This window comes from Bacillus cereus ATCC 14579, from assembly GCF_000007825.1.
In the GTDB taxonomy this organism is placed as follows: Bacteria; Bacillota; Bacilli; order Bacillales; family Bacillaceae_G; genus Bacillus_A; species Bacillus_A cereus.
The window spans coordinates 4,172,526-4,194,082 of sequence record NC_004722.1; the positions used below are offsets into that span (position 1 = coordinate 4,172,526).

Here is a 21,557-nt window from a genome sequence, read left to right on the forward strand (position 1 = left end):
TTTCCTGTTGGTCTTTCGTATATGTATCACTTTTCAAAGCGATCTAACATCTCGTCTCTCATTCCGAAACTTACTACTGCAATTCCTATATACATAAACAGAAGGAATGCCGGATGAACTGTGTTGTACCAGCTGCTGTCAACAATTAAGTAAATCGTTAATGCCACAACAAGAACAAACGCTAAGATAAACATATAAAAGTGTCTTGTACTACCCATGATAAACTCCTCTCTTCTCACTTCACCATTCAACAGTTTATTTTATCGAATAATTCGATATGACTCAAGGTTAACTTTCTGTTATGTAATCAAGTTCTACCTTTACAATGTCCTCACATGCTATTGAAATGATTGTTCCTTGTTTATCAATCGCCGTCACTTCTCTATTATCCATTACACGATTTGCTACTCTTTCTAACACTTTTCCTTGGTCTCGATAGCAAAATTCTTTTACATCTTTAATTGTTTCTCCATTTTCTAAATGGTATACCATTCTATAACATCGATATCCCACACTTTCACCCCCGTCTTGTTCGTTTTTTCACATATACATAAAAATGAGTAATCTTTGCCTCATCACATCTTCTTAATTTCAATAAAATTCTAACAAAAATAAATACTTTTATCAAACCGACTTTTTCAACAAAACTACCTATAAAACTACACCTTTACACCATTAGGAAACAAAAAATATAATTTTTTAACATTTTCTTCACTATTTCTGCATAAAGTGAAACTTTAATCAGTGGGGATTTTTGTTCATCCCCACTGATTATTAGTTGAACCAATCGGGCATTTACGGACAGTTTATCTCCCACCTGGCTTCTTTGCACCAGCTAAGTTTTGAGTTGGGAGTTTACTGTCCGTTAATGCGGGACAAATTCTCCATACAAAAAAAGAACCCACCTCAGCGAGTTCTTCTTTTGTTATTCTAATCAAACTTGTACAGGAGCTGGCTTTGCATAACGTAAAACTGGTTTTACGTGCAGCCATCGTTTCGTCTAAACGTTTAATGACTGTCGTATGCGGTGCTTCTTGTACAACTTCTGGATTTTCTTCTACTTCTTTAGCGATTTGAATCATCTTATCAATGAAACCATCTAATGTTTCTTTTGATTCTGTTTCTGTCGGCTCAATCATAATACATTCTTCCACATTTAATGGGAAGTAAATTGTTGGTGGATGGTAACCAAAATCAAGCAGACGTTTTGCAATATCTAATGTACGTACACCAAGTTTCTTTTGACGACGACCTGATAATACAAATTCATGCTTACAATGTCTATCGAATGGAAGATCATAGAATGGCGCTAATCTTCTCATCATATAGTTCGCATTTAATACAGCATACTCCGTTACTGCACGCAAACCATCTGGACCCATAGAGCGAATATACGTGTATGCACGAACGTTAATTCCGAAGTTACCATAGAATGGTTTCACACGACCAATTGCTTCTGGGCGGTCGTAGTTGAAGTGATAACCACTTTCCGTTTTCTCTAAAATCGGTTTTGGTAAGTACGGAATTAAATCAGCTTTCACACCTACTGGACCAGAACCTGGGCCACCACCGCCGTGAGGACCTGTAAATGTTTTATGAAGGTTTAAATGCACAACGTCAAATCCCATATCTCCTGGGCGTGCTTGGCTTAATACCGCATTTAAGTTTGCACCATCATAGTATAATTTACCGCCTGCATTATGGACGATTTCTGCCATTTCTAAAATATTTTCTTCGAATAGACCTAATGTATTAGGATTTGTTAACATAAGTGCTGCTGTTTCTTCGTTTACAACACGTTTTAAGTCTTCTAAGTCAACAAGGCCATTTTCATTTGATTTTACTGTAATTGTTTCAAAACCAGCTACAGTTGCAGATGCTGGGTTCGTTCCGTGAGCAGAGTCAGGTACAATTACTTTCGTACGGTTAAAGTCACCATTCGCTTCATGGTATGCACGAATTAACATTAAACCTGTCCATTCTCCGTGTGCACCAGCTGCTGGTTGTAAAGTAACAGTATCCATACCTGTAATTTCAATTAAATGCTCTTGTAAGTCGTACATTAATTCCATTGCACCTTGTACTGTCTTTTCATCTTGCAGTGGATGAATATTTGCAAATCCTGCGAAACGAGCTACACTCTCATTAATTTTCGGATTATATTTCATCGTACAAGATCCAAGTGGATAGAATCCAGAATCAACACCGTGGTTACGGTTTGAAAGCGCTGTATAGTGGCGCATAATATCAAGTTCAGATACTTCTGGTAGCTCTGCATCTTCTACTCGAATATAATCGCTCTCAAACACATCTTCTAGTTTCACTTCTTCTACATCTAATTTGGGTAAGCTATATCCTATGCGTCCTTCTTTACTCACTTCAAAGATAAGTGCTTGGTCTTGGTTCTTCATTGGATAGCCCCCATTTCGTTTACAAGTGTGTCAATTTCCTCTTTTGTACGAAGCTCAGTTACTGCTACAAGCATATGGTTTTCATGCTCTTTATAATCACGGCCTAGATCGTAACCACCGATAATATTCTTTTGTAATAATGCATCGTTTACTTCTTTCACTGGACGTTTGCAATCTACAACAAACTCATTGAAGAATGGTCCAGCAAATGTTACTGTGAAGCCTTTCGCTTCAAATTGACGTTTTGCATACTGTGCTTTAGAAATGTTTTGACGTGCCATTTCTTTCACACCCTGTTTGCCAAGTGCCGTCATTGCAACAGAAGCTGCTAATGCATTTAACGCTTGGTTTGAACAAATGTTAGATGTCGCTTTATCACGACGAATATGCTGTTCACGTGCTTGTAACGTTAATACAAATCCACGTTTACCATCTGAATCTACAGTTTGTCCAACAAGACGTCCTGGAATTTTACGCATAAATGCTTTCGTTGTTGCAAAGTAACCACAGTGCGGTCCACCAAACTGCGTTGGAATACCGAATGGTTGTGCATCACCGATTACAATATCAGCACCAAATTTCCCTGGTGGTGTTAATGCGCCTAATGATAATGGATTTGAAGAAACGATAAATAATGATTTTTGTTGATGAACGATTTTTTCAATATCAGCTAATTTTTCAACTTGTCCGAAGAAGTTTGGATATTGAACGATTACACAAGCAACTGTATCATCTACTTCACTTTGTAATACATCTAAATCTGTTACACCATCTTTATGATTAATTTCAACAACTTCAAGATTTTGACCTTTTGCATACGTTTCAAGTACTGCTCTTGATTCTGGATGAACCGCGCTAGATACAAGAATTTTCTTTTTGCGAGTATGGCCAGCTGCTAACATTGCCGCTTCAGCTAAAGCTGTACCCCCGTCATACATAGAAGAGTTTGCTACATCCATTCCTGTTAATTCACAAATCATTGTTTGGAATTCAAAGATTGCTTGTAATTCCCCTTGTGAAATTTCCGGTTGGTATGGTGTATAAGCTGTATAAAATTCTGAGCGAGAAATAACATGATCTACAATTACTGGAGCATAATGATCGTATACGCCTGCTCCTAAGAAAGAAGCGTATTCTTTTAAGTTAGCATTTTTACTAGCCATTTGAGATAGCTCTTTTAAAAGCTCTGGCTCTGATTTTGCTTCTTTAATTTTTAAATCCCCTTTAAAACGAACACTCTCTGGAATATCAGAGAATAATTCATCGATCGTTTGAACGCCGATCGTTTGTAACATTTCTTTTTTGTCTTCTTCTGTCATTGGAAGATAACGATGCAACATGAAATCTACCCCTCTCCCCGTTACTTTGAACGTTTGTAAAATGGTGTTGGAACAACTACTGCTTTGACGCGTTTATTACGAATTTCAATTTCTACTTCTGTATCAACTGCTGCGTATTTTACATCAATTAGTGCTAAACCAATGCTTTTCTTTAACGTTGGAGATTGTGTACCACTTGTTACTTCCCCAATTTTTTCTTCACCAATAAATACAGGGTAATGCGTACGAGGAATTCCACGTTCGATTACTTCGATGCCGACTAATTTACGAGGCGCACCGTTTTCTTTTTGCTCTTTTAACGTTGCTTTTCCAAAGAAGTCTGCTTCTTTATTTGTTTTTACCGCAAAGCCAATTCCAGCCTCAATCGGTGTAATATCTTTTGATAATTCTTGTCCATAAAGTGGTAATGTTGCTTCGAATCGAAGTGTATCACGAGCACCTAAACCACATGCTTTTAAGCCCTCTTCTGCTCCAACTTCAAGAAGTTTCTCCCAAAGTTTTGCAGCATCTTCACTCTTACAGTAAATTTCGAATCCATCTTCACCTGTGTAACCTGTACGAGATACAAGTGCTGGAATTCCGTCTACAAGAATATCGTTTTTAAATTTAAAGAACTTAATTTCTTTCAAATCTTCTGACACAACTTTTTGTAAAATGCCTTCTGCTTTTGGTCCTTGAATTGCAAGCTGTGCAACTTCACTAGAAACATTGACTACTGTCGCATCGCCAATTACATGACTTGCTAACCATTCGTAATCTTTCTCGATATTTGATGCATTGATTACTAATAAATAGTCTTCTTCACCACGTTTGTAGATTAATAAATCATCTACTGTACCACCATTTTCGTAGCACATAGCTGTATATTGTGCGCCCCCTACCTTTAAGGTAGATACGTCATTTGTAACAACACGTTGTAAAAATGCTAAACTATCTACACCTTTTACTTCAACTTCTCCCATATGAGACACATCGAACAAACCTGCAGCTGTACGTACAGCTTCGTGTTCTTCTTTAATGCTTGAAAATTGAACTGGTAATTCCCAACCACCGAAGTCGATTGTTTTCCCACCATACTTCGCGTATACATCAAATAACGGTGTACGTTGTAATGTAATCATGCTCTCTCCCCCTTATGCTTTGACAAATCAATAAAAGTTGCTTCCCTTTTCTAAACATTTTCATTCTGAAAAGATAGGATATACGGAATCTCATTATATTTTTTTATGAAAGCGTAAATAAAAAATCACTTTCTTGGATAAAATACGAAAGATTCCACACATTTCACACCATTATCCTAACATCATTCGCTATATTTCATCAATATTCTAGCATAAAAAATAATTTAGAATTTTTTATGTTAAAACACAATAAATACAGCTTTTGAGATTTAATACTTTATTATTGTCTATCATATAGCCTTTAATAACGATAATTATGCCTTCTTTTAAGGCAAATCATCATACATTAAAAAATAATTACTTTAGTTTATAAAAGGTGGGAGAGTTGTAATGAATGTCGATATTTCCGTAGATCGGACATGGCAAAACAATTTTTTAAATAGAATTGACGAAGATGGTCCTTGGACAAACTGGGATTTATATCACTTAGCTTATGAAACAGAAAAATCGTTACTTGTTCCTACTTTTGATGGACTACAAGCACCGAAACATTTATCCCATTTCACACCGCTTCCGCATCAATTAGAAGTCGCTCAAAATGTGATTGAACAAATGAACGGTAAAGCGATTCTAGCAGATGAAGTAGGCCTTGGAAAAACAATCGAAGCTGGACTTATTTTGAAAGAATACATGGTCCGCGGGCTCGTGAAAAAGGTACTTATACTTGTCCCAGCTTCTCTCGTATCACAATGGGCATACGAACTGAATACAAAGTTTTTCATTCCAGCTGTAGCCCAAAAGAAAAGCTATTCATGGGAACAAGCCGATGTGATTGTCTCCTCAATTGATACTGCAAAACGTTCACCGCATCGTGATATCGTTTTGAACTTAGAATATGACCTTATTATTATCGATGAAGCACATAAACTTAAAAATAATAAAACAAAAAACTATGAATTTGCACAGCGATTAAAAAAGAAATTTTGTTTATTACTAACCGCTACTCCTGTTCAAAATAAGATTGATGAAATTTTTAACCTTGTTTCTTTATTAAAACCAGGACATTTAGGCAATCAATCCAACTTTGAAGAATATTACGCTTCCAAAAATCGCTCAGCCGAATCAGATGAAGACTTAAAAGCTCTCATTAATAAAGTAATGGTGCGAAATAGACGACATAATACCGGTATCGATTGGCCGAAGAGACATGTACGTACAATTTTTGTTGAGTTTAATGAACAAGAACAAGCTCTATATAATGATATCGAAAATTGGCGAGGACAAGACGCCTTCACATCTGCTTTCTCATCGTTAACTTTAAAACGGGAAGCATGTAGTAGTCGTGAGGCTGTTTACTATTCATTGAAAAAGCATGTAGAAAAAAGACAGAAAGAAAACGAACATTATATAAAAGATCCACATATCGATGTGCTAATGGACAAAATTAATCATATTCCTTTCAACTCAAAAGCAAATAAAGCTCTTGAGCTTATAAAAGAAATTGACGATAAAGTCGTTATCTTCACAGAATATCGAGCGTCACAAATGTACTTACAATGGTTTTTACAACAACACGGTATTTCTTCCGTTCCATTCCGCGGCGGGTTTAAACGCGGGAAGAAAGATTGGATGAAGGAGCTTTTCCAAAACCACGCACAAGTATTAATTGCAACTGAAGCTGGTGGTGAAGGGATTAACTTACAGTTTTGTAGCCATATGATCAATTATGATTTGCCATGGAATCCAATGCGTCTTGAACAAAGAATCGGGCGTATTCACCGTCTCGGTCAAAAGAATGATGTTCATATTTATAACTTAGCTACAAAGCATACTGTTGAAGAACATATTCTGAAACTGTTATATGAAAAAATCAACTTATTCGAGCGTGTTATCGGTGAACTCGATGAAATTTTAACGAGAATTAATATGAAAAACATCGACGCGCACATTCAAGAAATTTTCGCGCAATCAAAAAGCGAAGGTGAAATTAGAATTAAGATGGAAAACTTAACATCTATTATCGACTTTGCGAAACGAAATGAAGCTGAGGTGCAGGGCTATGCAGCAACATGAAATTCATAATTACTTATACAATTTCTTTGAGGCGAATAACTGTGAAATTTTAGAACGTTCTCCTCATTTACTAGATGTGCAGTTAACAATTGAGATGGATAAATTATTAATGAATCGCCCTTTTTATTGGCACTATCTTGAGAAAACAGGAGGCGTACCGAATCCGATGCGCCTTACTCTTATTACAAATCCAGAAAATGAAGAAAATGATGGTGAGCTTATTCACTACGGTTCACCACGTCTACATCAAATTTTCCAAACGACAAAAGAATTAGGCTCATACATACGTTTATATGAGGATGTAAGACATAATGGAGCAACACATACACCGCTCCACCCTTGGCTCGGTATTAATATAAAAGTTTCCTATCAATGTGATCGAAAAAAAGACATCCTTCACTCGATTGGTATTCATCTCATTTCTGGAACAATGATGGCAAACTTTCATGAAACATTAACAAACATTAAACTTACACCAAAAATACCTGATTTTTGTTTTACGCTCTCGCCCATCATTAAACCTCAAAGTGGTTTACAACGCATAGAAGACGCTTTAAAAAATATAATTGCAGAAGATGACCATACGTGGGCAAAAGAAGCAAGAGTGCGTTGGAATCATGATTTAGACCTTTTAAACCGTTTTTATGAAGAAAGTGACGAACTTCCTGAGAGCTATGAAATTGAAAAACAAGCTCTGCAAGAACAGTATGAACCACGTATTACAGTGCAAATTATTAACGGTGGACTCTTTTATGTTACCGCGAATCATTTTCTATCAAAATAAAGCTCCTTCTGCTTTAGAAGGAGCTTTATTTCGAGTTACTCTCTATCCTCATTACGCTCTTGTTGTTTTTGCTTTGCCATGCGTTTTTGATACGCACGATCCTTCGCGCTCACATGATTTGCATCAGTTGGAAGATTTTCTTTCGAACGTCCAATTCCATTGCTCATCTTTCCCACTCCTTTTTACGTTTTTCAGAATACATGTTTATTTTCAGCTAGAGTTACAATCCTTATACAAAAAAATAAGAGCAGCCATTGGCCACTCTTACTCGCTCACATATTTTTGAAACATATCATGGATGCCTTTATTTACTAGGTTCGAGATCTGCTCGTCAGATTTATTCGGATAACGATCACGCAATCTGATAGATGCCTTCACCATTAAATTTTCTAATACAGAACGGCCACCTTCTCCATAAATAATTTCAGCATATTTAACAAGCCTTCCATCCTCTACTGTTGCTGGATTATGATTGAAGAAAAATTTACTCATTGTCTCCACCTCTCTCTTTTGATAACGTTTACATTTATATAGATTATTTATGTTATTTATTTCACAATATTGTATGCATGTATATTTAATTAGTTTCATTATAAAGCAACATATCGATAGTAAATATGTGATTTTCCGTCCATTTTGTGAACAAATTAAAAATGAAAGCGTTTCCTTTATTATATACTAAAAAAACTTACTACGCTAGGGGCAATTTTTTTCAATCTACTACCCCCTCGAAAATTGATATATTTTTTCTTTTCCCATTAAACCTTATACAATTTTCAGAAATTATATTATAAAATATATGTATGACTTAAGGAGGCTTTGTATGAATCAAAATAAAAAAGCTATATTAGATCTTGTCTTTTATCTCGTAATCCCATTCCTCATTTGGAAATTTGCAAAACCTTATATCGATCCTTATTACGCGATGTTACTTTCCTCTGTTCCGGGGATTATTTATACACTGTATACCTTTAAAAAAGAAAAACAGTTTAACGTGACAGGGTTCTTTATTTTAATTACACTCATTTCTAATACAACGGTAGATTTATTATCTGGGTCAGCTGAACGAATGTTGTGGAATGATGCATATTATCACATCGTACTCGGCATTATCGTCATCTGTACAATTTTTATAAAAAAACCACTTATGTTATATTTCGCAGCAGATATTGCAGCGCTGCAAGGCCATGATCGCGATAAAAGTCGTGAGCTTTATCGTGATAGTCGTATCTATCCAGCATTGCAATATTTAACGTTATTTTTCGGGCTACAATTTATATTAAAAAGCTTTTTAAAAATTTATTTCATCTCTGTTTTTGGTGTAGATGGCTACGGTGAAATGAGAGCGATTATGACCGCTGTCGGATGGGGCATTTCTATTTGTATCGGAATAGGATTTGTATGGGTGAACAATAAAATACATGCCGTTACGGAAGAACAAGAATCCGTGCAGTAAATAAAAATCCCCTAGTGTAATACGACACTAGGGGATTTTTGATTTGCTAGACATATGACTAAAATTTAACTTGATTTTTTTCTTTTACTTTTTACATTTCGGTAAAACAAAGCAGCACTCAGCGGCATAACCCCAAACCACTTATTCATAAATGGCTCTTTTTCAGCACGGCGTTGTTCTTTCTTTTGTTTTCGATCTTCTTTTGGAGCATCCATATACGACACAAACTGCTGCGTCACAAAGCGAACATAATCATTAGTAGACATATTATCATCACCTCTACTTGATTAGTATGTCCACTTTTTTATACATTAATCTTTTCCTTTAATTCATTCATAATTTGCTTTACAGACTTATTTGTCGTATCGATATGAATGTGAGCCTCTTCATAATAAGCTCGGCGTGATTCAAATTTCGTTACAAATGCATCTATATCTTTCTTTTGAAATAGTGGACGTGTCGTATCTTCACGAAGCCTTTCTGCAATTACATGCGGATCACAATATAAATACACGACAGTTCCGTTCTCTTTCATCCACTTGCGATTTTCCGCTCGTTCAATAATTCCCCCACCAGTTGTAATAATGACATTATGGACTGGTAGCGCACGTAACATTTCGCTTTCATATTCCCGAAAAGCCATTTCGCCTTCTTCGGCAAAAATATTTCGAATTGCCTTCTCTTGCTTCTCTTCGATTTTTTGATCAGTATCTACAACATCCATTTGAAGTTCTTGACTTAATGCTTTTCCAATTGTTGTTTTCCCTGCTCCCATATAACCGGTTATGTATATAGATTTCATTTTCTGTCCTCTCAATCGTCATTTATTAATTGTTATTATAACGAAAGATGCTACTTTGTTTAATAAAAAAACGTTTTGTTCTTATACTATGAAGAACAAAACGTAACACTCGCTTTTACTTATAAGTACCTCTTCTCACCCACTGCGTTGCAATCCATTTCTCGCCTTTCGTTACAGGTGCCCCTCCATGTAACGTAAGCTCATTTAGTGATTGATCTTGATAAAAATACTCAAAGTATACTGCCATTCCTTTTCTAGGATGTACAGAAAGATTTAATTTCGGGAAGTACGTTTCCCCGCCTTCTTCTACATCATTTAAGTACATTACAAGCGTACTAATACGATTGTTAGCAGCTGATCTACTATGTTCCGCAAAATAATCATAGTGTGCTTTATATTGTTGATCCACTTCATAATTTAAAATGTGCAATCCTTCACCATGCGACGCAGGAACATTCATGATAGATGAAATTCGTTTTTCAATCTTTGAAGTAAGTTTATTGTCTTCCAAAAATGCACCGCTACTTGTTCGAATATCATTTACATCACGTGATGAACCAATTTTAGAACGCTCCATTTTATTTTTAGACATTTCAATTAATTCATCACATTCTTCATCACTTAGTACATTTGCTAATACGACAATAAGAGGTTCTTCAAATTTTGAAATAATGTGTATTTCTCTATCTTCTGTCATAATCGTATTTCCTTTATGATCAAAAATAGTTTGTTCCTTATTTTCACCTATTTGATTGTTGTTTGTCATTTCCCTATTCTCCCTAAAAATAATGATTGGATAGCATGAATATATCATATTCTTTCTACCTTTCTCTTTTTTGAGAAAATTTAAACTTTTAATCATTATATTTATCCATTTCTTCTAAAAAATCAATTTAATTTACAATAGGAAACCTTGGTTTATTTACATATATTTTACATATTATCCTTCTATCCAATCGACTATTTTCCCATCCTTTTTTCTATACCGAAAACCTACCGTATAGAAAGCTTCCTGTTTGAGTGTGCACTGCAACGTAACGAGAATTAAATCATTTTCAAAGACATAATTTCCACTCGCTTCTCCCTTTTCATACTGAAAGAAAAATGTACCTTCTTTTTCTTTTTGCTGTAAATCTTTTTTTATATCTGTAATAGATCGGTTAAGTAATTCATCCAATAAAAACTTTTGTTCTATTTCTATATAAAATTTTTTATCTGTAAACAACATATTTGTTTCGTATATAAAAAAAGAAGTTAATAAAATAAGAAAGATAATCGTTCCAGGCATTGTAAATCCATTTTGCTTTCTCATACGTTTATTCCTATTTCGCTATATCGCATAACTACACCTTGATATATTTTCCCACTAGGATCTTTCACATTTATAATGAGTACATGAGGTGTTAGTTTGTAAGAAACCGTTCCAATATTTTGTAAAACAACTTCCCTCCCGCGCCTATTTACCTTTCTTATAAGACGACTATTCTCTTTTTCATACGATACTTCACTCCCATTACGCGATCGGAATCGTAAAATACTTTCTCCATTTTCAAATGCTAGCTGTTCTCCAGATGATACTTCACGAAACTCCAATTGCATTTGCCCTAAATACACATCCCACTCCCAATCATTTAACCCTTTCGACTGTTTATTTTCCATTTCAATGAAATGTAGGCGGGGAAAGAGCAAAAAAAATATTGATAATAGAAACAGACATACAATCATTTCTATTAATGAAAAACCAAATTCTAATTTATTTTTTCTCCTACATAAAAGCATTGTTCCATCATTCTGTCTTTCACATCTCTCCACACAGTACAAACTTCATTGCCTCCCCAATATGTGTAATACACAATTCCATTTATATTCTTTTCTATTATTCGCTTGTCTTCATTTCCATACATATATATAGCTGCTTCTTTTTTTAATAATCCAGTTGCCTTATAACGAATTTGTATATTTTTTCTTTCTTGCATAACTAATACTGTTTGCGGTAGTAGTAACGATACAGCCATCATTAAAACACTTAACGATACAATCATTTCAGCCATTATGGATCCTTTTTGACATTTCACGATACGTAAATCTCCCTCTTCCAAGCTGAAATACAATTTCATATTTATAATTTCGATACGAAATTATAATCGTACCACCTCTATTAATATTTCCACTTGGATTATATGTCATCGGATTTGGAAACGTATGCAAATCAATTTGTATATCTTCTTCATACTCTCGCTTGACGATATAATACTTTGTACCTGACTCTTTTATAGCATACATATTTCTATCTTTATGCCAACGTAATGTATAGTGCTTTTGACGGTTTATCGCTAATTGCTGCATATACAAAATATCATTTGAAAACTGTCTCAAAAATTGTTCAACTTTTTGTCGCTCGTATAAGGAATGAACACTAAAATACGTAACTATACTTAATACAGAAATAGCAAATAAAACGAGTAACATTTCTAAAAAAGTAAACCCCTGTTGTTTCACAATGCCCTAATTGATACTGCGCCATCATCTGAAATATGAATAGATTCGCCATTCGGGCACTTATCAGTTGTAATATACTTTTCATCTGTCAGTTCTTTTAACGATGGAATTTTATTATGTTGTAATTGATATACTTGTATTTGCGCTTCTATAGATTTCACGTAAGCTGCACAACCTTTTCCTTGGACCGATGAGCGCTGTGTAACTACATTCGGAATAATTAATAGTAATAATATAGTTATGACAACCATTACTAATAGCATCTCTAACAGAGTAAACCCTTCCTCATTCTGCATACAAATGCCCCCTAAATAGAATTCATCATTTGAAACATCGGCATAATCATCGCTAAGTACATAAGGACAACGATTCCTCCAATACATGTAAATAAAATAGGCTGAATGATAACTAACATATGTTTAATTTTCCGTTCCATCTTTTCCATAATAAGATCGCTATAGTCACCTAATTCAATCCCTAAATTGCCGTTTGCTTGTCCATGCGTAATAACATAAGAAAGTTCTTTCTCGTAATACCCACTTTTAGCAATGATAGAATGTAACTGTTCTCCTCCAATTAATTGTCTTTCAATCCGGCTCGCTTCATATTTAAAGAACGGATGATATCTTTGCTCCATCATTATTGTTAAAGCTTCACATACTGATAGTCCACCATTTAATAAACCACTCAACTGAGTAGCAAAATAATGTGAATGCTTTAAAATAAGAAATGTTTTGATGAGGGGAATACGAAGCATAATTTTTACCTGTCTAATATGTGGAAGTTTCCTAAAATACAACATGTATAAAATACCTCCAATAATAACAGTTAAAATAGCGGTTAAAATAATGTAAGGTAGCAGTTTTATTGCACTTAAAATTTGTTCTGTAAGTAGTGGTGTATTAGAACCGAACGAACTATAAACCATTTCAACCTGAGGTAATAAAATGAGTTTAAAAATAAAGAGCATGATTAGTAGAAAAAACATCAAAAACATAGGATACTGCATTATTTTCATCATGTCTCTCCTATACTTATCTTTCTTATAAAGAAGTGCACTTCCTTGTTGCAAAGCAAAAGAAATATCACCATGTTGCTCGGCATAAAATAAATAACTTAACATGTCCTGATGAAACTTTAACTGATGAAAAGAATCGTGTAGACTTTTCCCATCTTTTAACCCCTCAATCATGCGCTGCAATTGTACTTTCTTTTCTACAGGTAATTGAAACTGTAAAAATTCTAATGCTTGTAAAAGAGAGTAGCCTTTTTCTAATAATTCTCCTAAACGTTTCAACAATACTACTTGATCACTTAAACTCCAAGTTTTCTTAAACATAAACATCTTCTTCTAAAAAACCTAAAGCATATCCTTTTCGTATTGACGATTCTAAAGTCTCATGTTTGTAAGTAACACATTCTCCACCAGCTTCTTTAAGCGCTTGTTTTAACTCATATCCATATAGTAGCTCATATATGCTAGCCTGCCTTACTTGCCTCATTGATTTACATAAAGTTGAGCACTTTCCTCTGCAAAACGGACACTTCAATTCGACAAGTCGCTGTGCAGCTACAGCCAATAAAGACTGTTCAATCTCTTGCCTCGTTATACCATAATCCATGAAGCGAATGATTGCTCCTTTCGCATCATTCGTATGCAGTGTTGTCATTACTAAATGTCCTGTCAAACTTGCTCTTATAGCTATTTTTGCTGTTTCTTCATCACGGATTTCACCGACTAAAATAATATCTGGATCATGACGTAAAATAGCCTTTAATCCTGTTTCATATGTGAGACCCGCTTTTTCATTTATTTGAATTTGTAATACATCGTCACTTCTTTTTTCAACCGGATCTTCAAGTGTAATGATGCGACGTGTTTTCTTTTTTCTAATTACCTCTAATAATGCATACATTGTCGTCGTCTTCCCAGATCCAGTCGGTCCAGTAAACACAAGTAGCCCCTGTGAATAGCGTAAAAACGAGAGTAGTTTTGCTGCCGTACTTGGAAATAACGAAAGATGTGATAAGGGCTGAACAGATGCTTGTAAATGAAGGCGAATAACGAGACTTTCTTGATATACTGTTGGAAGTGTTGAAAGGCGTAAATACACTTCTTGTCCATCAATTTGCAAATACAACGAACCATTCTGTGGCTTCCGTTTCTCGCCTATGTCCATAGATGCTAAAAATTTGAAATGTGAGACAAGTTTTTCTCCAAACTCCTTTTCAATACACTGTCTCGTCATTAAATCTTTTCCTATACGTAGTTGCACCGCTACATCCTTCTGCCGGGGCACAATATGTAAATCTGACGCTTGTACCCTACACGCTTCTTTTAAAATTGCATTCGCAAAAATTTCAATCCCATTCATCACTTTTCCCTCCTCACTATGTATATAGCATGAAAACATGTGCAATAAAAATTTGGACTTTTGTATTTTCAACAGAGGAAAAAGGAAAAATATGTTTGTGAAATTATGAACAATTTCCGAATTATTGTCTGAAATTACCTATACTCATGTTTATCTGTATTATAATGTTATTATCTTGGATAAAGTGATAAAGGTGGAGATCCTCATGGAACAAGCTTTAAAAATTACAGGTGTATTATCTGACCCAACTCGTTATTACATTTATAAATATATTTCGCAAAAACATAGTTACGTGACGGTACAAGAAATTGCAGATGAGTTTGACATTCATCCAAACGTAGCGCGTTTACATTTATCTAAATTAGAAGATGTTCATATGCTAAAATCGGAAACGAAGAAAACTGGAAAAGGCGGACGACCGAGCAGATTGTATGTCTTATCTGAAGATGTTATCCAATTACAATTTCCATTCCGTGATTATCAATTGTTAGCAAGAATCGCATTTAATTCTTTACTTAGTCTTGGTGCTGCTGGTGAGAAAGCGCTATACGAAACAGGAAAACAATTCGGAGCTGAATTAATGCAACAACATATGCAACGTTTAAATGTGAGTGAAGATGCTTTAACAGTGGAACAAAAAGTTCAAATTGCAAAAGAAGCTTTCTCACCAGCTGGCTTATCACCTGCATTTGAATTAAGTGCAGATGGAACAAAAATTTTCTATGATGTACACAATTGTCCATTTAAAGAAGTTGCTGTTCATCATCCAACTGAAATTTGTAACATGCACGGAGATATGATGAAAGGGATTTTTGAAATCCTATTCCCTAACATGGAATTAACTCGAAATGATAGTCTATTAGATGGATGTAAATCTTGTAATTATAAACTAACAATTTAATTTTTCATATAAAAAGAAGCCAATAATAATTGGCTTCTTTTTATATGAACGAATATTTACAATAGTAAGAAAAATAAACTATAATGAGGTGAGGTTTACTTTTTTTAGAAAAGGAGGGAGATGGCATGGAGCGCATGTTTCGCGTTCTCGGCTTTTGGACTGGAATTTTCTCGGTTATGTTTTACGTAGGGGATATGCAACCGGCCGCACTACTATTTTTAGGACAAACAGGTTTCTTCGTACTTTTAAGCTATTTAAAATTAACAGAGCGTATGTATATATACGTATTTGGGGCATATTTAACTGTTTTCTTCATAGGATTTACATACTACACGACATTCTTACTTGTGCCTGGGGCTGGACATTAAAAGATGGCATTTTGCCATCTTTTTTTTAATTCCGGAATTTCATAGTTGACTTATAGGTTTTATTACCTTATATTCTATATAACAGATTGGAATTAGGGGGAATCAACATGAATACACTGCTTGTCGGAATTAACGTTGCAGTCATGCTCATCTTAGTTGGCGTATTATATTATATGCAACGTAAGCATGTATCTTTTAATAAACGTGTATTTACCGCTTTAGGAGTCGGAATTTTATTCGGTCTTATATTACAATTTATTTATGAGCCAACTTCTAAAGTAATTATTGAATCAAATACTTGGTTTGGCTTAATCGGTAACGGTTATGTAAAATTACTTCAAATGATCGTTATGCCACTTATTTTAGTATCTATTATTTCAGCATTTACAAAATTACAGTTAACGAAAAACCTTGGTAAAATTAGTGGCCTTATTATCGGTATTTTAATTCTTACTACAGGAATCGCTGCAGCTGTCGGTATCGCTGCAAGTGCAGGATTTGATGTATCTGCAACCGGCCTACAACAAGGTGATGCAGAATCTGCTCGTCTGAAACTAGTTGAAGAAAGATTTACTTCTATTGAAAAGACAACAATTCCAGATAAATTATTAGAGCTATTACCTACAAATCCGTTTCTTGATTTAACAGGCGCTCGTCCAACATCAACAATTTCTGTCGTAATATTTGCAGCCTTTATCGGCATTGCCTTTATAGGTGTAAAACGAAAATATCCAGAACAAGCAGAGCTATTTAAGAAAATGCTTGATGCTGTATATGCAATCGTAATGCGTATGGTAACATTAATTTTACGCCTTACTCCATACGGCGTATTAGCTCTTATGGCAAAAACAGTTGCTGGTAGCGATATAAATGCTATTTTAAAACTTGGTAACTTCGTGTTAGCCTCTTACGTAGCACTTATCGTAATGTTTATCATTCACTTATTATTAATTGCATTGTCTGGTTTAAATCCAATTCAATATTTGAAAAAAGTGTTCCCTGTACTAACTTTTGCATTCACATCTCGCTCTAGTGCTGGTGCGATGCCATTAAATATTGAAGCGCAAAAAGAAAAGCTTGGTATTTCCGAAGGAATTGCAAACTTCGCAGCTTCATTTGGGGTATCTATCGGACAAAACGGTTGCGCAGGTATTTATCCAGCAATGCTTGCAATGATGGTCGCTCCAACTGTTGGAATTGATCCATTACAACCACAATTTATTTTAACTTTAATCGCTGTCGTTGCTATTAGCTCATTCGGTGTTGCTGGAGTTGGTGGCGGTGCAACATTCGCAGCTTTAATCGTACTATCTACAATGAACTTACCAATCGGTATTGTTGCTCTAGTTATCTCGGTTGAGCCATTAATCGATATGGGGCGTACAGCTCTTAACGTAAGTGGTTCTATGACAGCAGGTCTTATTTCAAGTAAATGGCTTGGTGAATTAGATCAAGATACGTACAATCAAGATGATACAAAAACTGGTGAAATTGCTTCATAATGAAAAAAAGACGCTAACATACAATTGTCAGCGTCTTTTTATTCCGTTCCCTCTTTATAGATTTTATCTTGAGAATTATCACTCCAAGTATTCTTCTAGTTGCTCTTTTAACTCTTCCTCAATCTCATAACAAGATTCATCAGCGAGTTCCCCTACTTTCTTACTCCCCAAAATGTTTGATTGAATTGGCATTCCTAAAAAGATTCTTTCACATTTCCAAATTGGAATATTGTGAAATCCAATCATCTCTTTTTCTTCATCTAATATAGCTATAGCAACTGATGAATAATAACCCACCTCAAAGGGATTCTCTTTTTCCCTTGCAAATCCCATATCTAATTCCATGTGGTTTTCTATGTATAAACGTGAATACTCTTTATGCAGTTTAAGTGATATTCGCTCTATTTCCTTCTCCATACATTGAATGTTCTCTTTTAACTCCAACGTAAACTCCTGTTCTTTATATTTCATTTTCGCCTCCTTAAACATAGAAAAAGAGAATACAATAACATATCCTCTTTCCTCAAATATATTTCATTATCTCACAGCCCGTCCTTTTCACAAATAACCATTTTGTTCGCACCATTTATGAAATTGTCCTACGTCTACTCCAACTAACACGATATCCTTTAGCTCTACATCAATGACTTGTTCTCCAATTACAATAGCAAACTGCGATGCTAATTTTGTCTCGTTTTTCTTTACAATTCCAATTCGGTTCCGATGCGGTCCATCTTTTATATATGCTTTTTGTCCTACAATATCAAAGTTCAAAATTCTCACCTCTTTTACTGCGCTCAAATTGGAAATACGATCTCCACCTCGGAAAATTTCCTTTCATTGCACTATTTCTCTATATATATGACGAAACAATAAAAGAGTCCTTCCTTCTTTACAATTATTTTTTCTTTGTTTCATTTTTGTGATTGAAACGTAAAGTTTATAATAAAATACACTTGGAAGCGCTTTCTATGTAATTTTTTATGTTATAATATATAAGTAGAACTTCGTAAAGAGGGTTAAAAAATGAATACAAAAATGATTAAAAAAGTAATTGAAGCATTAAAAGTATATGGCTTTCAGGATGTATCATTCTGTGACAAAACGAAGCTATTTTTATTTCATAACGAAACCGATATTATGAGCGGCTATGCAGAAATAACATATAGTAGTCAATTTGAAAAATTCAACGTACAAATTCATCCAATTGAAACGCATCACCAAGCAGAGTTACAAGAGATTGAAAGACATATACAAGCTTGTATAAGAAAAGTGGAATATTTAAACGCACTTCTTACCGGGCAGACAAAACTAGATGATAAAATTATTATTATGTAAAAAAAGAACGTGATCCAATCACGTTCTTTTTTCATTATACGTTCATCTTTTCCTTTAGTTGTAATCCTGTAACAGATTCTAATACATCCATCGATTCTCCAAATGTCATATCAAAAATTGTCTTGTCCTCTATGTATGGAAACTGTCTGAAACGCTTTTCTAACACCTTCACAGCATCTGATGTAAAGTTTGCACTATCAATACCAAATTCTGTTTCAAGAAGAACGATCCAATCTAACACATGAAAACCTAATCCATTGACGAATGAAATCAATTTTTCTTCTGGGTTTGAAGATAAGAATACTTGGCGTTCCATCTCACTAAAAAGTTCTTCTCCTAAGATTTCAGCTAACTCATCATCATGTTCACGTTCAACAAGTTCTTCGTAGCCGTAATCATCCACAAGCTCTTCTACTTCTTCACTATCCTGACAAAGCAATTGACTAAGAAGTGCCTCTTTCTTAAATTCACTATTTTGTACGACTTCTAAAAAGCTCGTTTCCCATCCATTTTCTAATTTCATATTATGTACTCCTTTATATACGTTTCTTATCATCACTGTACCCAAAAGATCACTTTTATAACCTTTTAGGTAGTTACTATTATTTCACATGATTTATAACATAAGATGCAAACTCAGCTACATCTCCTTCAAAAATATTTATTTCTGGCAAGTGATAGAACGTTGTTTGGAGCGGGTTTCCTGCATGATATACATATATCGTTTTCTCTAGTGCAATCGCCATTCCAAACTCTGTATGGCTCCCGTTTCCGCCATCTAATATAAGTAAAAATACATCCGCTTCTTTTACAGCATTTTGTTCTGCCTGACCAATTTCTCTTAATTGTTCTTCATTCGCTGCTCTTTCATTTTTGGTCCAATCATATGTATGGTGCCATCCTGCATGTTTCAGTTCATTTGCTACGGAACGTACAAGATGTTTATTTTGGAAACCTGAGGCGATATAAAAATTCATTTATATACACTCCTTCATTATGTATGGGGAAACTCCTTTTTAGCGTTATTTGTTATAGCTACAATAAAGAACAACTTCAAAAAAAATCCCCATCTTTAAAACTTATTTGCGTTTAAATGATGGGATGCTTCATGGTCTTCTTTTATTTTTTGTTTTTTATAACTTTCATCAGCTAACATTTCTAGTTCAGCTGTTATCTCTGACTTTTCAAGCTCTCTTTCTTGCGAAAATTTCCTTGAAATATAAACAATAACACTACCAACGTACAACACAAAGCATATAATAAGTGCAGTATTTTCATAGAGACTTAGCTCCAACACAGTCACTCCTAATCCATTCGTATTTTCACGCCTCATTAATTGGAATTTCCCTATTAACCCATTTGTTATCCCGCTATTTGAGGGCAGTAAGACTCCCTCCTCAAAATTCAGTAACAGTAAAGAAGTTAGATGTGGGATGCACCCAACTGATTAAAGTTTCACTTTATTGTAACATAAAAATATCAATTCTTGGAATCTTTCACCCTACTAAAAGAGGCATGATTGTTTCATCATGCCTCTGAAATATTTTGAATGATTGTTTTAATTGCTTCTTTTCCATTATATTTTTTTAGTGCTGTTTTATACTTCTCATTATTTTGACTTAATTCTTCGACATACTTTATAAGAGATTTTACATTTACATCTTCTTCATATAATACGGAGGCATATCCTTGTCTTTCAAAGGACTCTGCATTTAATATTTGATCTCCACGGCTTGCAAATTTCGATAATGGAATTAAAACCATCGGCTTTTGTAATGTTAAAAATTCAAAAATTGCGTTGGAGCCCGCGCGTGAAATAACAAAATCTGTTACCGCTAATATATCTGGCAGTTCTCCATGTACATATTCAAATTGTCTATATCCTTCTTTATTTTGTAAACTTTCATCAAGGTTACCTTTTCCGCAAAGGTGAACAATTTGATATTTTTTCAGAAGTTCTGGTAACGCGGATCGAACCGTTTCATTAATTTTTTTTGCGCCCAAACTTCCTCCCATGATTGTAATAACTGGCTTTTTACGTGAAAAGCCTAAAAATGCTAAACCTTTTTCACGATTTCCCTTTAGTACTTCTTCACGTACAGGAGATCCTGTATAAATTACTTTTTCTTTCGGTAAATGTTTCGCAGCTTCTTCAAATGTAACAAATATTTTCGAAGCAAAACGAAGCGCAATTTTGTTTGCTAGTCCTGGCGTCATATCAGATTCATGTAATAAAACTGGTACTCTATTTAGCCATCCGCCAATTACGACTGGTACAGATACGAAACCGCCTTTTGAAAAAATCACATCTGGTTTTAGTTTTCGAATTCTTACATACGCATCCATAACCCCCTTCATTACAAGAAAAGGATCTTTTATATTTTTTAAATCAAAATAACGACGTAGCTTTCCACTCGAAATACTATAGTAGGGAATGCCTTCCTTTTCTATAATCGTTTTCTCAATACCTTGGTGAGAACCAATATAAGAGATATCCCAGTTGTCTTCCTGTAAATATGGGATAATGGCTAAATTAGGTGTTACATGTCCTGCCGAACCGCCACCTGTAAAGACTATTTTCTTCATA

General features: G+C 34.7%; 30 protein-coding genes and 1 pseudogene. 8 read left to right on the top strand and 23 right to left on the bottom strand.

From position 1 onward, the window contains the following. Positions 1-26 precede the first annotated feature (26 nt). From BC_RS21085 to gcvT, 5 genes and pseudogenes are all read right to left on the bottom strand, one after another. Positions 27-218 (bottom strand): hypothetical protein, encoded by a 192-nt coding sequence (locus tag BC_RS21085; RefSeq protein WP_000535933.1) that lies wholly within the window; start codon positions 216-218, stop codon positions 27-29. A 70-nt stretch (positions 219-288) separates the two neighbouring features. Then, the gene (locus tag BC_RS21090; protein ID WP_000262496.1) at positions 289-492 is read right to left on the bottom strand and encodes a DUF3929 family protein; all 204 of its coding nucleotides are present in this window, start codon (positions 490-492) and stop codon (positions 289-291) included. A 442-nt stretch (positions 493-934) separates the two neighbouring features. Further along, positions 935-2,411, bottom strand: a pseudogene (gene gcvPB, locus BC_RS21095) (aminomethyl-transferring glycine dehydrogenase subunit 2). Next, the gene (gene gcvPA / locus BC_RS21100) at positions 2,408-3,751 is read right to left on the bottom strand and encodes an aminomethyl-transferring glycine dehydrogenase subunit 1 (protein ID WP_000903240.1); all 1,344 of its coding nucleotides are present in this window, start codon (positions 3,749-3,751) and stop codon (positions 2,408-2,410) included. Before gcvPA ends, gcvPB begins: the two are co-directional and overlap by 4 nt. A 20-nt stretch (positions 3,752-3,771) precedes the next feature. Beyond that, positions 3,772-4,872 (bottom strand): glycine cleavage system aminomethyltransferase GcvT, encoded by a 1,101-nt coding sequence (gene gcvT, locus BC_RS21105; RefSeq protein WP_000631769.1) that lies wholly within the window; start codon positions 4,870-4,872, stop codon positions 3,772-3,774. Positions 4,873-5,262: 390 nt separating this feature from the next. On the opposite strand from gcvT, the gene BC_RS21110 reads away from it, so the two are divergent. Continuing rightward, positions 5,263-6,945, top strand: a complete 1,683-nt coding sequence (locus BC_RS21110; protein ID WP_001100037.1) for a DEAD/DEAH box helicase — start codon at positions 5,263-5,265, stop codon at positions 6,943-6,945. Beyond that, positions 6,932-7,729 (top strand): YqhG family protein, encoded by a 798-nt coding sequence (locus BC_RS21115; RefSeq protein ID WP_001183964.1) that lies wholly within the window; start codon positions 6,932-6,934, stop codon positions 7,727-7,729. The genes BC_RS21110 and BC_RS21115 overlap by 14 nt, the downstream gene beginning before the upstream one ends. A 35-nt stretch (positions 7,730-7,764) precedes the next feature. Here the strand turns inward: BC_RS21115 and BC_RS28245 are convergent, their stop codons facing one another. Further along, positions 7,765-7,896, bottom strand: a complete 132-nt coding sequence (locus BC_RS28245) for a hypothetical protein (RefSeq protein WP_000064668.1) — start codon at positions 7,894-7,896, stop codon at positions 7,765-7,767. A gap of 97 nt (positions 7,897-7,993) precedes the next feature. Then, entirely contained in the window at positions 7,994-8,221 is a 228-nt protein-coding gene (locus tag BC_RS21120) for a hypothetical protein (protein ID WP_000032702.1), read from the bottom strand. A gap of 73 nt (positions 8,222-8,294) precedes the next feature. Between BC_RS21120 and BC_RS21125 the strand changes: the two genes are divergently transcribed. Next, entirely contained in the window at positions 8,295-8,411 is a 117-nt protein-coding gene (locus tag BC_RS21125; protein WP_001987222.1) for a hypothetical protein, read from the top strand. A gap of 141 nt (positions 8,412-8,552) precedes the next feature. Further along, the gene (locus tag BC_RS21130) at positions 8,553-9,185 is read left to right on the top strand and encodes a VC0807 family protein (RefSeq protein WP_001073111.1); all 633 of its coding nucleotides are present in this window, start codon (positions 8,553-8,555) and stop codon (positions 9,183-9,185) included. Positions 9,186-9,250: 65 nt separating this feature from the next. On the opposite strand, the gene BC_RS21135 is transcribed toward BC_RS21130, so the two are convergent. The 10 genes from BC_RS21135 to comGA form a co-directional block, all read right to left on the bottom strand. Further along, positions 9,251-9,451, bottom strand: coding sequence for a YqzE family protein (locus BC_RS21135; RefSeq protein ID WP_000106083.1), 201 nt, complete (start codon positions 9,449-9,451; stop codon positions 9,251-9,253). Positions 9,452-9,489: 38 nt separating this feature from the next. Then, a complete protein-coding gene (locus BC_RS21140; RefSeq protein ID WP_000836663.1) occupies positions 9,490-9,987 on the bottom strand; it encodes a shikimate kinase in 498 nt (165 codons plus the stop codon). Positions 9,988-10,102: 115 nt separating this feature from the next. Further along, positions 10,103-10,753 (bottom strand): 2OG-Fe(II) oxygenase, encoded by a 651-nt coding sequence (locus BC_RS21145; RefSeq protein ID WP_000183861.1) that lies wholly within the window; start codon positions 10,751-10,753, stop codon positions 10,103-10,105. Positions 10,754-10,927: 174 nt separating this feature from the next. Continuing rightward, positions 10,928-11,299, bottom strand: coding sequence for a competence type IV pilus minor pilin ComGG (comGG, locus tag BC_RS21150; protein ID WP_001231316.1), 372 nt, complete (start codon positions 11,297-11,299; stop codon positions 10,928-10,930). Continuing rightward, the gene (gene comGF, locus BC_RS21155) at positions 11,296-11,766 is read right to left on the bottom strand and encodes a competence type IV pilus minor pilin ComGF (protein ID WP_000923100.1); all 471 of its coding nucleotides are present in this window, start codon (positions 11,764-11,766) and stop codon (positions 11,296-11,298) included. The genes comGG and comGF overlap by 4 nt, the downstream gene beginning before the upstream one ends. Continuing rightward, complete coding sequence (locus BC_RS21160) at positions 11,736-12,038, bottom strand: hypothetical protein (RefSeq protein WP_000829469.1); 303 nt, start codon at positions 12,036-12,038, stop codon at positions 11,736-11,738. Before BC_RS21160 ends, comGF begins: the two co-directional genes overlap by 31 nt. After that, on the bottom strand, positions 12,031-12,486 hold the full coding sequence (gene comGD / locus BC_RS21165; RefSeq protein WP_000813141.1) for a competence type IV pilus minor pilin ComGD: 456 nt from the start codon (positions 12,484-12,486) through the stop codon (positions 12,031-12,033). The genes BC_RS21160 and comGD overlap by 8 nt, the downstream gene beginning before the upstream one ends. After that, entirely contained in the window at positions 12,483-12,782 is a 300-nt protein-coding gene (gene comGC, locus BC_RS21170) for a competence type IV pilus major pilin ComGC (RefSeq protein ID WP_001178687.1), read from the bottom strand. The genes comGD and comGC overlap by 4 nt, the downstream gene beginning before the upstream one ends. An 11-nt stretch (positions 12,783-12,793) precedes the next feature. Then, positions 12,794-13,831, bottom strand: coding sequence for a competence type IV pilus assembly protein ComGB (gene comGB, locus BC_RS21175; RefSeq protein WP_011110378.1), 1,038 nt, complete (start codon positions 13,829-13,831; stop codon positions 12,794-12,796). Beyond that, on the bottom strand, positions 13,818-14,861 hold the full coding sequence (comGA, locus tag BC_RS21180) for a competence type IV pilus ATPase ComGA (RefSeq protein ID WP_001013170.1): 1,044 nt from the start codon (positions 14,859-14,861) through the stop codon (positions 13,818-13,820). Before comGA ends, comGB begins: the two co-directional genes overlap by 14 nt. Positions 14,862-15,066: 205 nt before the next feature. On the opposite strand from comGA, the gene BC_RS21185 reads away from it, so the two are divergent. The 3 genes from BC_RS21185 (at position 15,067) to BC_RS21195 (ending at position 17,632) form a co-directional block, all read left to right on the top strand. Continuing rightward, entirely contained in the window at positions 15,067-15,762 is a 696-nt protein-coding gene (locus tag BC_RS21185) for a helix-turn-helix transcriptional regulator (RefSeq protein WP_000434123.1), read from the top strand. A 125-nt stretch (positions 15,763-15,887) separates the two neighbouring features. After that, positions 15,888-16,130: a DUF2626 domain-containing protein gene (locus BC_RS21190; protein ID WP_000440716.1), complete on the top strand. Its 243-nt coding sequence runs from the start codon at positions 15,888-15,890 to the stop codon at positions 16,128-16,130. Positions 16,131-16,237: 107 nt separating this feature from the next. Continuing rightward, positions 16,238-17,632, top strand: coding sequence for an L-cystine transporter (locus BC_RS21195; RefSeq protein ID WP_001094344.1), 1,395 nt, complete (start codon positions 16,238-16,240; stop codon positions 17,630-17,632). 78 nt (positions 17,633-17,710) lie between these two features. Here BC_RS21195 and BC_RS21200 read toward each other — a convergent pair whose 3' ends face one another. Together BC_RS21200 and BC_RS21205 are read right to left on the bottom strand one after the other, a co-directional pair. Beyond that, on the bottom strand, positions 17,711-18,103 hold the full coding sequence (locus BC_RS21200; protein ID WP_000875399.1) for a hypothetical protein: 393 nt from the start codon (positions 18,101-18,103) through the stop codon (positions 17,711-17,713). An 87-nt stretch (positions 18,104-18,190) separates the two neighbouring features. Continuing rightward, positions 18,191-18,406, bottom strand: coding sequence for a DUF3912 family protein (locus BC_RS21205; protein WP_001008327.1), 216 nt, complete (start codon positions 18,404-18,406; stop codon positions 18,191-18,193). Between the two features lie 252 nt (positions 18,407-18,658). Between BC_RS21205 and BC_RS21210 the strand changes: the two genes are divergently transcribed. Further along, entirely contained in the window at positions 18,659-18,970 is a 312-nt protein-coding gene (locus BC_RS21210; protein ID WP_001093233.1) for a hypothetical protein, read from the top strand. Between the two features lie 34 nt (positions 18,971-19,004). On the opposite strand, the gene BC_RS21215 is transcribed toward BC_RS21210, so the two are convergent. The 4 genes from BC_RS21215 to murG all read right to left on the bottom strand — a co-directional run bounded on the left by BC_RS21215 (position 19,005) and on the right by murG (position 21,556). Then, complete coding sequence (locus BC_RS21215) at positions 19,005-19,493, bottom strand: hypothetical protein (RefSeq protein WP_000764267.1); 489 nt, start codon at positions 19,491-19,493, stop codon at positions 19,005-19,007. Positions 19,494-19,572: 79 nt separating this feature from the next. Beyond that, positions 19,573-19,947 (bottom strand): nucleoside 2-deoxyribosyltransferase, encoded by a 375-nt coding sequence (locus BC_RS21220; protein ID WP_001012344.1) that lies wholly within the window; start codon positions 19,945-19,947, stop codon positions 19,573-19,575. 95 nt (positions 19,948-20,042) lie between these two features. Continuing rightward, positions 20,043-20,303 carry a DUF3966 domain-containing protein gene (locus BC_RS21225; RefSeq protein ID WP_001250699.1) on the bottom strand — a complete coding sequence of 87 codons (261 nt, stop codon included), beginning with the start codon at positions 20,301-20,303 and terminating at the stop codon, positions 20,043-20,045. Between the two features lie 194 nt (positions 20,304-20,497). Beyond that, the gene (gene murG / locus BC_RS21230) at positions 20,498-21,556 is read right to left on the bottom strand and encodes an undecaprenyldiphospho-muramoylpentapeptide beta-N-acetylglucosaminyltransferase (RefSeq protein WP_000724779.1); all 1,059 of its coding nucleotides are present in this window, start codon (positions 21,554-21,556) and stop codon (positions 20,498-20,500) included. Between the last annotated feature and the right edge of the window lies 1 nt (position 21,557).